9 protein-coding genes are annotated in these 13,667 nt (G+C 73.7%); 8 read left to right on the forward strand and 1 reads right to left on the reverse strand.

Features of this window, described 5'->3' with window-relative positions; genetic code table 11:
* Positions 1-11 precede the first annotated feature (11 nt).
* The 8 genes from ACFYZA_RS08180 (at position 12) to galE (ending at position 11,604) form a co-directional block, all read left to right on the forward strand.
* Entirely contained in the window at positions 12-791 is a 780-nt protein-coding gene (locus tag ACFYZA_RS08180) for a TIGR03936 family radical SAM-associated protein (protein ID WP_388488469.1), read from the forward strand.
* A 237-nt stretch (positions 792-1,028) separates the two neighbouring features.
* Entirely contained in the window at positions 1,029-5,015 is a 3,987-nt protein-coding gene (locus tag ACFYZA_RS08185) for an Rne/Rng family ribonuclease (protein WP_388488472.1), read from the forward strand.
* Positions 5,016-5,238: 223 nt separating this feature from the next.
* Positions 5,239-6,123, forward strand: coding sequence for a UTP--glucose-1-phosphate uridylyltransferase GalU (galU, locus tag ACFYZA_RS08190; RefSeq protein WP_388488475.1), 885 nt, complete (start codon positions 5,239-5,241; stop codon positions 6,121-6,123).
* A gap of 169 nt (positions 6,124-6,292) precedes the next feature.
* A complete protein-coding gene (rplU, locus tag ACFYZA_RS08195; RefSeq protein WP_010062939.1) occupies positions 6,293-6,613 on the forward strand; it encodes a 50S ribosomal protein L21 in 321 nt (106 codons plus the stop codon).
* A gap of 14 nt (positions 6,614-6,627) precedes the next feature.
* Positions 6,628-6,882, forward strand: a complete 255-nt coding sequence (gene rpmA / locus ACFYZA_RS08200) for a 50S ribosomal protein L27 (RefSeq protein ID WP_100578238.1) — start codon at positions 6,628-6,630, stop codon at positions 6,880-6,882.
* A gap of 146 nt (positions 6,883-7,028) precedes the next feature.
* Positions 7,029-8,468, forward strand: a complete 1,440-nt coding sequence (obgE, locus tag ACFYZA_RS08205; protein ID WP_382588570.1) for a GTPase ObgE — start codon at positions 7,029-7,031, stop codon at positions 8,466-8,468.
* A gap of 504 nt (positions 8,469-8,972) precedes the next feature.
* Positions 8,973-10,607 carry a glycosyltransferase family 2 protein gene (locus tag ACFYZA_RS08210; RefSeq protein WP_388488477.1) on the forward strand — a complete coding sequence of 545 codons (1,635 nt, stop codon included), beginning with the start codon at positions 8,973-8,975 and terminating at the stop codon, positions 10,605-10,607.
* A gap of 16 nt (positions 10,608-10,623) precedes the next feature.
* On the forward strand, positions 10,624-11,604 hold the full coding sequence (gene galE / locus ACFYZA_RS08215; RefSeq protein WP_382594942.1) for a UDP-glucose 4-epimerase GalE: 981 nt from the start codon (positions 10,624-10,626) through the stop codon (positions 11,602-11,604).
* Positions 11,605-11,666: 62 nt separating this feature from the next.
* Here the strand turns inward: galE and ACFYZA_RS08220 are convergent, their stop codons facing one another.
* Positions 11,667-13,550, reverse strand: coding sequence for a glycosyltransferase family 2 protein (locus ACFYZA_RS08220; RefSeq protein ID WP_388488479.1), 1,884 nt, complete (start codon positions 13,548-13,550; stop codon positions 11,667-11,669).
* Between the last annotated feature and the right edge of the window lie 117 nt (positions 13,551-13,667).

Raw genomic sequence — 13,667 nt, forward strand, 5'->3', positions numbered from 1 at the left:
CCGCACCTGCGGTGCAGCGCATCCGACTGCGCTACACCAAGCGCGGCCGCCTCCGGTTCACCAGCCACCGCGACTTCCAGCGCGCCTTCGAGCGCGCCCTCCGGCGCGCCGAGGTCCCCATGGCCTACTCGGCGGGCTTCACCCCGCACCCCAAGGTGTCGTACGCGAACGCCGCACCCACCGGCGTCGGCTCCGAGGCCGAATACCTGGAGATCGCGCTCACCGCACAGCGCGACCCCGCGACCCTGCGCGACCTGCTCGACGAGTCGCTGCCCACCGGGCTCGACATCATCGACGCCGTCGAGGTCCGCACCTCGGGCCTCGCCGACCGGCTGACCGCCTCCGTGTGGGAGCTGCGCCTGGAAGGCGTCACCGTCGAGGCCGCCGAAAAGGCCGTCGCGACGTTCCTCGCCGCCGAGAGTGTCGAGGTCCAGCGCAAGACCAAGAACGGCATGCGCACCTTCGACACCAGAGGTGCGGTCGCCGACCTCCAGGCGCTTCCTCCGCAGGCTGATAGGCCTCTCGACGACGCCTGTGCGATACTGCGGCTGGTAGTACGGCACCTGACACCTGCTGTACGACCCGACGACGTCCTGTCCGGTCTCCGAGCTGTGGCCGACCTGGCGCCGCCGGTCCCCGCAGCGGTGACCAGGCTGGCGCAGGGGCTCTTCGACGAGGAGTCCGGCACGGTGACCGACCCGCTCGCGCCCGACCGCGAGGCAGCCCCGGCCGCTCCACAAACGGCCGCCGGGACCGTCTCTGCGACGGCGCCGGAAGGTCCCGCCGCGTAAGGGCGGTCGTCGTAGCGCAGCCCTGGCACTCGGGAGCCACCTGGGTCGGGCCGCGCACTGACCTAAAAGACTTTCGCCAGGCCGTACGCACACCGCGTACGGAACCGGCGAGCCAGACATATCAGCTCCCGTGCGGCGCCCGCGCCCCGGACGGCGGCACCCGCGCACATCACGCGGGTCGTGCCGCCGGACCGGAACAGGCGCGGCGCCCGGGAGCGTGACGGGAGCTACGCCCGCATGCTTGAGCAGAACGAACCCGGCACCACCGGGGACAACGAACAGAACAGCCCCAGCGACACGCTGCCGCCGCGCCGCAGGCGCCGCGCGGCGTCGCGACCCGCCGGTCCGCCGGTGGGCGCACCCAACGCGGAGGCCGCCGACACGGCGGAGACCGCCGGCACCACGGCCCAGGCCGCCGAGCCGGCCGCACCGGCCGCCTCCGAAGAGACGCCCGCGCCGCGCACCCGCCGCCGTGCGACCCGCAAGGCGACGGCCCCGGCCGGCGCCCCGCAGGCCGCCGACGAGAGCACCGAAACCCCCGCCGCGCCCGAGGCACCCGCTGCCGATGAGGCCGCCGAGGCTCCGGCGCCGCGTGCCCGTCGCCGTGCGACCCGCAAGGCGACGGCCCCCGCCGGCGCCCCGCAGGCCGCCGAGGAGATCGTCGAGGCCGCCCCCGTGGTGGCCGAGGCACCCGCTGCCGAAGAGGCCGCCGACACCGCCGAGGCGCCCGCGCCGCGCACCCGCCGTCGCGCCACCCGCAAGGCGACGGCCCCGGCCGGCGCCCCGCAGGCCGCCGAGGAGATCGTCGAGGCCGCTCCGGCCGCCGTCGCCGAGGTGCCCGAGGCCGCCGAGGAAGCCGCCGAGGCCCCCGCCCCGCGCACCCGCCGCCGCGCCACCCGCAAGGCCACCGCGCCGCAGACCACCGTCGCGGCCCCGGCCGTCGCCGAGGTCGTCGAGGCCGAGGAGCCCGCCGAGGCCGAGGAAGCCGAGGAGACCGAAGAGGTCGCCGCCGAGGCCCCGGTCGCCGAGGCCCCCGCCCCGCGCACCCGTCGCCGCGCCACCCGCCAGGCCACCGCACCCGCCGCCGCGCCGCAGGCCGCCGCCGAGGAGCCCGCCAAGGCCCAGGCGCCCGCCGCCGAGGACGAGGCCCCCCGGGGCCGGAGCCGCCGCCGCGCGTCCAGCCCGCAGTTCACGCCGGTCGAGCCGCAGCCCGCCGCGCAGACGGAGGAGCCCACCGGGCGCTCCCGCCGCCGCGCCACGCGCCCCGCCGTCGCCGTGTTCCAGGCCCCCGTCTTCACCGAGCCGATGTTCCAGACGCCGGAGACGGCCGCGGCCGCCGCTGCCGCCTCCCGCGTCGAGGAGCCCGAGCCCGCCGAGGCCGAGGAGACCGTCGTCGAGGCCGCCGAGCCGGCCGCCGCCGAGCCGCAGGGCCGCTCGCGCCGTCGCCGCCGCCGTGGCGAGAGCGCCGAGCCCGTCCAGGACAAGGCCGTCGAAGAGCCCGCCGACGAGCACATCGATGAGGCCGCCGAGGCCGACGCCGACGCGGAGTCCGACGACTCCGACGACGACCGCCCCTCGCGCCGTCGCCGCCGTGGCGGCCGCCGCCGTCGCCGTGGCGAGTCCGCCGAGGCCGAGGACGCCGCGGAGGAGACGTACGAGCAGGCCGACCAGGCCGACACCAACGACGCCCCCGCCGAGTCCGAGTCCGAAGACGACGACGAAGACGAGGACGGCACCCCGTCCGCCGCCGGAACCAGCAGCAGCCGTCGCCGGCGCCGCCGCCGTCGCCGCTCCGGCGACGCGGGCCCCGAGGGCGAGCAGGGCTCCGACGACCCGGAGCGCACCGTCGTCAAGGTCCGCGAGCCCCGCACGACCCGCGAGCGCATCGAGGCCGCCTCCGGCTCCACCTCCTCCGACGAGGTCCAGTCCATCAAGGGCTCGACGCGTCTGGAGGCGAAGAAGCAGCGCCGCCGCGAGGGCCGCGAGCAGGGCCGCCGCCGCGTCCCGATCATCACCGAGGCCGAGTTCCTGGCCCGCCGCGAGGCCGTCGAGCGCGTCATGGTCGTCCGCCAGAGCGGCGAGCGCACCCAGATCGGCGTCCTGGAAGACAACGTGCTCGTCGAGCACTACGTCAACAAGGAGCAGGCCACCTCGTACGTCGGCAACGTCTACCTGGGCAAGGTCCAGAACGTGCTGCCGTCCATGGAGGCCGCGTTCGTCGACATCGGCAAGGGCCGCAACGCCGTCCTGTACGCCGGTGAGGTCAACTTCGAGTCGCTCGGCATGGGCAACGGCCCGCGCCGCATCGAAGCCGCCCTCAAGTCCGGCCAGTCGGTGCTCGTCCAGGTGACGAAGGACCCCATCGGCCACAAGGGCGCCCGCCTGACCAGCCAGGTCTCGCTGCCCGGCCGCTACCTGGTCTACGTGCCCGAGGGCTCGATGACCGGCATCAGCCGCAAGCTGCCCGACACCGAGCGCGCGCGCCTGAAGACCATCCTCAAGAAGATCGTCCCCGAGGACGCGGGCGTCATCGTGCGCACCGCGGCCGAAGGCGCGAGCGAGGACGAGCTGCGCCGTGACGTCGAGCGCCTGCAGGCGCAGTGGGCCGACATCCAGAAGAAGGCCAACCAGATCTCGACGTCCTCGCCGTCGCTGCTCTACGGCGAGCCGGACATGACCGTCCGGGTCGTCCGCGACATCTTCAACGAGGACTTCACGAAGGTCATCGTCAGCGGTGACGAGGCGTGGGAGACCATCCACGGCTACGTCGCGCACGTGGCGCCCGACCTCACCGAGCGGCTCTCGCGCTGGACCAGCGAGGTCGACGTCTTCGCGACGTACCGGATCGACGAGCAGCTGGCGAAGGCCCTGGACCGCAAGGTCTGGCTGCCGTCCGGCGGCTCGCTGGTGATCGACAAGACCGAGGCGATGATCGTCGTCGACGTCAACACCGGCAAGTTCACCGGCCAGGGCGGCAACCTCGAAGAGACCGTGACGAGGAACAACCTCGAAGCGGCCGAGGAGATCGTGCGCCAGCTGCGGCTGCGCGACCTGGGCGGCATCGTCGTCATCGACTTCATCGACATGGTCCTGGAGTCCAACCGCGACCTGGTCCTGCGCCGGCTGCTCGAATGCCTGGGCCGCGACCGCACCAAGCACCAGGTGGCCGAGGTCACCTCGCTCGGCCTGGTCCAGATGACCCGCAAGCGGGTCGGCCAGGGCCTGTTGGAGTCGTTCTCGGAGACCTGCGTCCACTGCAACGGGCGCGGCGTGATCGTGCACATGGAGCAGCCGGCCGCGGCCGGTTCCGGTGCGGGCAAGCGCGCGAAGAAGCGCGGCCGCGGCGGTGCCGAGCACGACCAGCACGAGCACGACCAGCACACCCACGAGCACGACGCCGTGGACGCCGAGCACGTCGAGTCCGAGGCCGAGGTCGCCGCTGAGATCGCGGCGCCGGTGGCGCTCGCCGAGCCCGAGTTCGTGCCCGACGAGGAGCTGTACGGCAGCGTCGCCGAGGCGGAGGCCGCGGCCCGTGGCGGCAGGTCCCGCCGCCGCGCCACCCGCAAGGCCTCGGCCCCGGCCGGCGCGCCCCGTGCGGCCGCCGTCGAGACCCCGGCCGCGCAGGCCGAGGAGCCGGAGGCCGTGCGGGCTCCGGCCGCGGTGACCGTCGCCTCGTTCATCGAGGACGACGCGCCGCGCGGCGGCCGCACCCGTCGCCGGGCCACCCGCAAGGCGACCGCTCCGGCGGGCGCCCCGGCCTCGGTCACCGCCGAGCCGGTGGTGGTCGTCACCGAGCCCGAGCCGAAGGCCGAGGAGCCCAAGGCGCAGGAGCCGGTGGCCGAGCCGGTCGCCGAGCCCGCCGTCGAGGAGGCGCCCGTCGCCGCCCCGCCGAGGGCCCGTCGCCGTGCGACCCGCAAGGCCACGGCCCCGGCCGGTTCGCCGTCGGGTGCCGAGGACGCGGCGGTCGTCGTGGTGGTGTCCGCACCGGCGGCCGAGCCGACGGAGTCGACCGAGCCCGCCGAGTCCGCCGAGGAGGCCGCCCCGGCCAAGAAGGCGGCCCGCAAGACGGCGAAGAAGGCCACCGCGAAGAAGGCCGCCACCCCGAAGAAGACGGCGGCCAAGAAGACCGCGGCGAAGAAGACGACCGCCAAGAAGGCCGCCACGAAGAAGACGGCGGCCGCCGAGCAGCAGCAGTCCTCGGTCTCGGCGTCGACCGACAGCTGACGGCTGACGGCTGACAGATAACAGCTGATGACCGTCGACCGTCGGTCACCGACCGGCGGTCGACGGTCAGCGGCCGGCAGGTGGTCTCCGCGAGGCGGCCTCCGCGAGGTGGCCTCCGACAGGTGGCTTACACCCGGCGGTAGTTGACTGACGCACGGCCCAGAAGCCCGCTCCCGGAACTCCGGGGGCGGGCTTCGTCGTACGAAGGAGAGTCCGCCCCCGCATGAGTGCGATCAGCAAAGCCGTCGTCCCCGCCGCCGGGCTCGGCACGCGTTTCCTGCCGGCCACCAAGGCCACCCCCAAGGAGATGCTGCCGGTGGTCGACAAACCGGCGATCCAGTACGTGGTGGAGGAGGCGGTCGCGGCGGGACTCTCGGACGTCCTCATGATCACCGGGCGCAACAAGCGCGCCCTGGAGGACCACTTCGACCGCAACCACGAGCTGGAGTCCGCGCTGGCCCGCAAGGGCGACGCGGAGCGGCTCGCCAAGGTCCGCGAGTCCAGCGACCTGGCGACCGTCCACTACGTACGCCAGGGCGATCCCAGGGGCCTCGGCCACGCGGTCCTGTGCGCGGCCCCGCACGTCGGGGACGAGCCCTTCGCGGTGCTGCTCGGCGACGACCTCATCGACGCCCGTGACCCGCTGCTCGCGCGCATGGTGGAGGTCCAGGAGCGCCTCGGCGGCAGTGTCGTCGCGCTGATGGAGGTGGCGCCCGAGCAGATCCACCTGTACGGCTGCGCGGCCGTGGAGCCGGCCGTCGAGCCGGCCGGGGAGAGCGATGTCGTCCGCGTGACGGGCCTGGTGGAGAAGCCCGAGCGGTCCGCCGCACCCTCGAACCTGGCGGTGATCGGACGCTACGTCCTGGACCCGGCCGTCTTCGAGGCGCTGCGCCGCACCGGACCGGGCCGCGGCGGCGAGATCCAGCTCACCGACGCGCTCAACCGGCTCGACACCGTGCACGGCGTCGTCTTCAAGGGGCGCAGGTACGACACCGGCGACCGGGCGGACTACCTGCGGGCCATCGTGCGCCTGGCCAGTGAGCGGGCGGACCTCGGCCCGGACTTCCGGGCCTGGTTGCGCGGTTTCGTCGCCGAGGAGTGCGGGTAATGACGCTGGTTTGACCCACCACGCCCGGCCCCGTAGCCTTGACCCTCGGCGTGTTTATATACGCGCCTACCCCTGAGCACCTCACCTCCCGGTCCGCCGGGGGAGGCCCCCTGCTTTCTGCGGGATGGCTGGCTTCAAGGGTTCCGTATCGAGCGAGAGAGAGATCCGCGTGTACGCCATCGTGCGCAGCGGTGGTCGCCAGCACAAGGTTGCTGTCGGCGACATCGTTGAGGTTGACAAGATTTCCACTGCCAAGGTTGGCGACACGGTCGAGCTCTCGACCCTGCTCGTTGTCGACGGCGACGCCGTGACCAGCGACCCGTGGGTCCTTGACGGCATCAAGGTCACCGCCGAGATCGTGGACCACCACAAGGGTGCCAAGATCGACATCCTTCGGTACAAGAACAAGACCGGTTACCGCCGTCGCCAGGGCCACCGCCAGCAGTACACGGCGATCAAGGTCACCGGCATCCCCACGGCTGCGAAGTAAGGGACTGAGGAGACATGGCACACAAGAAGGGCGCATCGTCCACTCGGAACGGTCGCGACTCCAACGCTCAGCGGCTCGGTGTGAAGCGCTTCGGCGGTCAGACCGTGCTCGCCGGTGAGATCCTGGTCCGCCAGCGCGGCACCCACTTCCACCCGGGTGCGGGCGTCGGTCGCGGTGGCGACGACACCCTGTTCGCGCTGCTGCCCGGCGCGGTGCAGTTCGGCACCCACCGTGGCCGCAAGGTCGTGAACATCGTTCCGGCCGCCTGATCACTTAGGCGACCGTAGAGCGGTTTCAAGCGGAGGCGGACCTCACTTCCCCCACGGGAAGCGGGTCCGCCTTTCGCGTGTTACTAGATAGACATTCCCGTACTTTCTCTCGGCCTCCGGCCGGGGGCCCTCAGGAGGCACATCCCATGACCACCTTCGTGGACCGCGTCGAGCTGCACGTCGCCGCGGGTAACGGAGGCCACGGCTGCGCCTCCGTCCACCGTGAGAAGTTCAAGCCGCTCGGCGGCCCGGACGGCGGCAACGGCGGCCGTGGCGGCGACGTCACCCTGGTCGTCGACCAGTCCGTGACGACGCTTCTCGAGTACCACCACTCGCCGCACCGCAAGGCCACCAACGGCCAGCCCGGCGCCGGCGACAACCGCTCCGGCAAGGACGGCCAGGACCTGGTCCTGCCCGTGCCCGACGGCACCGTCGTCCTCGACAAGCAGGGCAACGTGCTGGCCGACCTGGTCGGCGAGGGCACCACCTACATCGCGGGCCAGGGCGGCCGCGGCGGCCTCGGCAACGCGGCGCTCGCCTCCGCCCGCCGCAAGGCCCCCGGCTTCGCACTGCTCGGCGTGCCCGGCGAGTCCGCGGACATCGTCCTGGAGCTCAAGACCGTCGCCGACGTGGCCCTGGTGGGCTACCCGAGCGCCGGCAAGTCCTCGCTGATCTCGGTGCTCTCGGCGGCCAAGCCGAAGATCGCGGACTACCCGTTCACGACCCTGGTCCCCAACCTCGGCGTGGTGACGGCCGGTTCGACCGTCTACACCATCGCGGACGTCCCCGGCCTGATCCCCGGCGCCAGCCAGGGCAAGGGCCTGGGCCTTGAGTTCCTGCGGCACGTCGAGCGCTGCTCGGTGCTCGTGCACGTGCTGGACACCGCGACCCTGGAGTCCGACCGCGACCCGGTCTCCGACCTCGACATCATCGAGGAGGAGCTCAAGCAGTACGGCGGGCTCGACGACCGGCCCCGCATCGTCGTCCTCAACAAGATCGACATCCCGGACGGCCAGGACCTCGCGGACATGATCCGCCCGGAGCTGGAGGAGCGCGGCTACCAGGTCTTCGAGGCCTCGGCCGTCGCCCGTACGGGTCTGAAGGAGCTGTCCTTCGCGCTGGCCGGGATCGTCGCGGAGTCGCGTGCCGCCAAGCCCAAGGAGGAGGCGACCCGCATCGTCATCCGGCCGAAGGCCGTGGACGACGCCGGCTTCACCGTCACCTTCGACGAGGCGAACGAGGTCTACCGGGTACGCGGCGAGAAGCCGGAGCGCTGGATCCGCCAGACCGACTTCAACAACGACGAGGCCGTCGGCTACCTCGCGGACCGTCTCAACCGCCTCGGCGTCGAGGACGCCCTGATGAAGGCCGGCGCCCGCACGGGCGACGGCGTGGCCATCGGCCCCGAGGAGAACGCGGTCGTCTTCGACTGGGAGCCGACGATGATGGCGGGTGCGGAGATGCTGGGCCGCCGTGGCGAGGACCACCGCCTGGAGGCCCCGCGGCCTGCCGCGCAGCGGCGCCGGGACCGGGATGCGGAGCGGGACGAGGCGGAGCAGGAGTTCAAGGAGTTCGGGCCCTTCTAGGGTTCCGCTCCACGGGGGTGCGGGGTGCGACCGCGGGCCGCCGGCGGGCGGTCGCACCCCGCACCCTGGGTACGTCTTCGGCTTCGGGCCGTGGGGGATTGCGCCGTTCCCCGCGCCCCTGGGGTACGTCTTCGGCCTCGGGCCGTGGGGGTGATTGCGCAGTTCCCCGCGCCCCTAACCCCGTTTTCGGCCTCGGGCCGTGCCCGCTTGTCGCGCAGTTCCCCGCGCCCCTTAAACCCGTCTTCGTCTGCGGGCCGTGGTCGCTTCTCGCGCAGTTCCCCGCGCCCCTGGCGGCGCCGGTGGCATGGGCATCCTCAGTCCGTCATGGGGGTCCCCCCTGGCCCTTAAGGCCTTGGGGGAGTTTGAGGACGAGCGCCCTTTAGGCGCGAACGGGGTCTGGGGCGGAGCCCCAGGGGGCCGGAGCCGACCAGCCCCGGGTCACGGGTGGGCAAGACCCCCCGGGGCTTGGGGCGGGGCCCCGAGGGGCTCCCGTAGGATTCTGGGGTGAGCCAGAGCACCGCCCCCCCGGACCGCCCCCAGGGCGTCAGCGTCGTCGTCATCGCGTACAACGACGCCGAGCTGGTCGGCGCCGCAGTGCGGTCCGCCCTCGCGCAGGGCCCGGCCGTCACCGAGGTCGTGGCCGTCGACGACTGTTCGAGCGACGGCACCGCCGCCGTCCTGGACCAGCTGGCCACCACCGAGCCCCGGCTGCGCGTGCTGCGCCGCGCGGACAACAGCGGCGGCTGCGGCACGCCCCGCAACGACGGGATCGCCGCCGCCACCGCCCCGTACGTCATGTTCCTCGACAGCGACGACGTGCTGCCCCCCGGCGCCGTACCGGCCCTGCTCGACGCGGCCCGCGAGCACGGCACCGACGTCACCGTCGGCCGGGCCGTGCGCCGCGAGCTGCCCGACGGGCGGGACGTCCCGTGGCAGCCGGGCCTGTACCGCGAGGCGGCGGTGTACGAGTCGCCCGAGGCCGAGCCGCGCCTGCTCCACGACACGCTCTGCGTCAACAAGCTCTACCGCCGAGACTTCCTGACGGACCATCAACTCCGGTTCCCCGACGGCAGGTTCACCTACGAGGACTTCGTCTTCACGGCCCGCGTGTACGCCGCGGCCCCCCGCGTCGCCGTCGTGCCGGAGCTCGTCTACGTCTGGCACGTGCGCCGCGCCGCCGCCCAGGTCTCCATCTCGCTCGCCCGCAAGGACGTCGCCAACTGGGGGGCCCGCATCGCCGCCCACACCCAGGCCGTCGAGGCCTTCGGGGCGGCCGGCCGCAAGGCGCTCGCCGTCGCCTGCCGCACCAAGTTCGTCGACTACGACCTGTGCCTGTACCTGCGCGAGCTGCGCGTACGCGACGCCGCCTACCGGGACCAGTGGTGGCGGCTCACCCGCGCCTACCTGGCCGGCTTCGCGCCCGGCGAACTGGCCGCGGCCGCCGCCCCCGCCCGCTGGCTCGCCCGGGTGGTGCTTGCCGCGGACGCCCCCCGCGACCTGGACCGGCTCTCCCAGCTCGCCGCCGACCCGGCCCGCCTGATCCCGCCGTACGCGAGCGCCGACGGCCACCCGGTGTGGGCGGACGACCTCGCGGACGTGGTGCTCGAAGGGCTTGCGGAGCTGCCCGCCGACCGGCTGCCCGTCACCGTCGACGCGACGCTGCTCGCCGGCCGCCGGGGCATCCTCAAGCTGCGCGTGCACGAGCTGTACGGGCGCCTCGCGGCCACCGGGGCCCCCACGAGCGCCGACGTCGAGTTCGTGCCCCGGGGCGGCGGCGAGAGCGTCCTGACCGTGACCGCCCCGCTGCGGCCGGGCGGCGACGGCTTCACCGGTCAGGTCCCCGTGGCGCTGGCCGCCCTCGCCGCGGCGGGCGGCCGCGGCACCCAGATCTGGGACCTGCGGGTCCGCCTGAACACCGGCGCGGGACCCGGCGCGCACACCACGCTCCGCGCCCCGGCCGCCGGGCTGCGGCGCACGGCGGTCCCCGCCAGCCGGTACGGTGTTTTGCTGGTGCAGCCGTACCGGACGGCGAGCGGATCGCTCGCGGTGCGGCTCGCGCCCGGAGTACAAGGGGCCCTCGGGGTGGTCGGCGGGAAGCTGCGCAGACTGGCCCGGACGGCTCGATCAAGGCGACGATGAGGACGTGGACTCGCAGATGACTTTTCTGATCACTGGCGGCGCCGGATACATCGGCTCCCATGTCGTGAGGGCCATGACGTCGGCGGGGGAGCGGGTGGTCGTCCTCGACGACCTCTCCACCGGTGACGCGGGCCGGTTGCCGCAGGGTGTGCCGCTGGTGGTCGGCTCCGTCCTGGACCGCGAGCTCCTGGACCGCACCTTCGCCGAGCACTCCGTGACCGGCGTCGTGCACCTCGCGGGCAAGAAGCAGGTCGGCGAGTCCGTGGAGATCCCGCTGCACTACTACCGGGAGAACGTGTTCGGCCTGACCGTGCTCCTGGAGGCGGTCGCCGCGGCCGGCGTGCGCACCTTCCTGTTCTCCTCCTCCGCCTCCGTGTACGGCATGCCGGACGTCGACCTCGTCACCGAGGACACCCCGTGCCTGCCGATGAGCCCGTACGGCGAGACCAAGCTGGCCGGCGAGTGGCTGGTGCGCGCCGCCGGAAAGGCGAACGGCATCGCCACCGGCTGCCTGCGCTACTTCAACGTGGCGGGGGCGGCCGCCCCCGAGCTCGGCGACACCGGCGTCTTCAACCTCGTGCCGATGGTCTTCGAGAAGCTGGAGGACGGGCAGCCGCCGCGCGTCTTCGGCGACGACTACGAGACCCCCGACGGCACCTGTGTCCGCGACTACATCCACGTCGAGGACCTCGCCGACGCCCACCTGGCCGCCGCCCGCAAGCTCGCCGAGTCCGCGCGGGCCGGCGAGTACGACGACCTGACCGTCAACATCGGCCGGGGCGAAGGCGTTTCGGTGCGCGAGATGGTCGACCTCATCAACGAGATCAGCGGCCGGGGCATCGCCCCCGAGGTGCACCCGCGCCGCGCGGGCGACCCGGCGCGCGTGGTCGCCTCCGCCGACCGCATCGCCGCCGAGCTCGGCTGGAAGGCGCACCACGACGTGCGCTCCATGATCTCCTCGGCGTGGGCCGGCTGGCGCCACCACCGCGACGGCTGACCGCGTACGCACGACGCGAAGGGCCCCGCCGTACGGCGGGGCCCTTTCGTTGCGGGGAGGCGTCAGTGGCCGCGCACCATGCGGGCCGCCCGGCGGCGCACCTGGCGCACCAGCGGCACCGGCACGGTCAGGCGCAGCGGCTCGCCGGAGGCTTCGATCACCGGCACGTCCCGGCTGAACTCGCCCGCCACGAGCCGGAGTTGGAGCTCCCAGGTGCCCGGTTCCACCCCCTCGGCGACGGCCCGCGCCGCGATGCGGCCGTCGGCGTCGACCTCGGTGGTGGTCGGAGCGGTCAGCGTCCTGTCCTCGCGGACCAGGAGCAGTCTGGCCTCGCCCGGCCCGCCCGGCCCGGCCGGCCAGCCCGGCACGGTCACCCGGGCGGTCGCCTCGACCCGCCCGAAGTGGCCCCGCGTCACGGTGCCCCGGGCCGAGACCGCGAGCAGCCTGCGGGTGTCCCCGATGTCGAGGTTCAGATGCTGGTGCGCGGCCGAGTGGAACAGGCCGGCCGCGCAGGGCCCGGCCGCGCCCCGGTCGACGACGCGCGGCTCGGGCGACACGTCGTAGGCGCGGTCCGCCGGACGCGCCAGCCAGGCCTCCTTGGCGATCCCGCCCGCCGTGACGACGATCCGCATCGTCCACAGCCCCTCGGGCAGCGGCTCCCCGTCGGCGGCCCGGCCGATGTCGACGCGGAGGGTGTACGTGCCGTCGTCGGCGGTCTCGGCGGGCACCCAGTACGTGTAGCCCTGGCGGCGCAGCAGCACGCCCACCCCGTGGCCCGCCGGGTCGATCTCGCTGAGCCGGGCCGAGCCCGCGAGCCGCAGCACCGGCCCCTCCCAGGCGTAGGAGTCGACCCGCTGGACCAGCCGGACCCGGGAGGTGAGGTCGTACGCGGAGTCGGGGATCGCCCGCTCGGCGTCCCGGAAGTAGGGGTAGGCGGCGTACACCCGCTCGCCGTCCAGGTGCGCCGGGCCCGGCGTGGTCCCGGTGTCCGCGCGGACGATCTCGGTGAGCTCGTCCACCAGGCCGTGGCGCAGGCAGTGCGCCCGCAGCCGCAGCCGGGGCGGCAGCGCCGCCATGATCCGGTCGGTGGTCCACTCGTCGAGCAGCGCCTTGGCCGCGGCCGCCATCTCCGCGCGGCCGGCCGCGTCGCGGGCGAGGTAGGGCTCGCCGAACATGCCGAGGATCTCGCCGTGGAAGTGCCGCTCCATCAGCTTGTCCCGCTCGCGGCCGGCCGGCACCAGCTCGCCGACCGTGCGCAGGATGCCGCCGACGAAGGCGAGCTGGTCGGCCCAGTCGACGTCCTGGCGGCTGGCGTTGGTGCCGTCGCCGCGGCCCTCCAGGTAGTAGCAGTCGTGGTCGGCGACCACCGAGATCTTCTGGGCGCGCAGCACCGCGGGGACGGCGAACGCCACGTCCTCGTTCAGGAGGCGGTGCTCCGCGAACCGCAGCCCGTGCTCCTCGATCAGCGCGCGGCGCCACAGCTTGTACGGGGCCAGCGTCCAGTACACGGGGGAGTCGTACAGGTCGACCTCGGCGCTGGTGGTGCGCAGGTCCACCGGGGCGTCCCGGCCCACGCCCACGATCCGGCCGTAGACGATGTCGGACCCCGCCTCGTCGGCCATCGCGACCATGCGCCGCAGCGCGTCGGTGCCGAGGTAGTCGTCGGAGTCCAGGAAGAAGAGATAGGTGCCTCGGGCCCGCTCGATGCCCACGTTGCGGGGCTTTCCGGCGCCGCCCGACGGCTCCTGGTGGAGCACCTGGACGTTGTCGCGCTCGCGCGCCCAGGCGTCGAGCCAGTCGCCGCTGCCGTCCGACGAGCCGTCGTCCACCGCGATCACTTCGAGCCTGCGCTGCCCGATGGTCTGGGCGTCGACGGACCCGAAGCAGCGTTCCAGGTACCGCAGGGTGTTGTGCACGGGGACGATCACGGTAACGACGGGGTCCATCGGCACACATCCTCGAAGGGGGCGCGACTGCTTTTCCTACTTATTGGAGGCCTTGCGGGGGCTCTGTGTCAAAGGGCTCCGGTATGCGAAGTCTGTGCGGCCCACACCCCTGTCCGG

The sequence above is a fragment of the Streptomyces sp. NPDC001828 genome (genome assembly GCF_042892175.1).
Taxonomy (GTDB): Bacteria; Actinomycetota; Actinomycetes; order Streptomycetales; family Streptomycetaceae; genus Streptomyces.

Excerpts from the sequence above, each read along its gene's own strand:
- obgE (WP_382588570.1), top strand. The coding sequence starts at position 7,029 with ATGACCACCTTCGTGGACCGCGTCGAGCTGCACGTCGCCGCGGGTAAC.
- galE (WP_382594942.1), top strand. The coding sequence starts at position 10,624 with ATGACTTTTCTGATCACTGGCGGCGCCGGATACATCGGCTCCCATGTC.
- rpmA (WP_100578238.1), top strand. The coding sequence starts at position 6,628 with ATGGCACACAAGAAGGGCGCATCGTCCACTCGGAACGGTCGCGACTCC.
- galU (WP_388488475.1), top strand. The coding sequence starts at position 5,239 with ATGAGTGCGATCAGCAAAGCCGTCGTCCCCGCCGCCGGGCTCGGCACG.
- ACFYZA_RS08220 (WP_388488479.1), bottom strand. The coding sequence starts at position 13,550 with ATGGACCCCGTCGTTACCGTGATCGTCCCCGTGCACAACACCCTGCGG.
- ACFYZA_RS08185 (WP_388488472.1), top strand. The coding sequence starts at position 1,029 with ATGCTTGAGCAGAACGAACCCGGCACCACCGGGGACAACGAACAGAAC.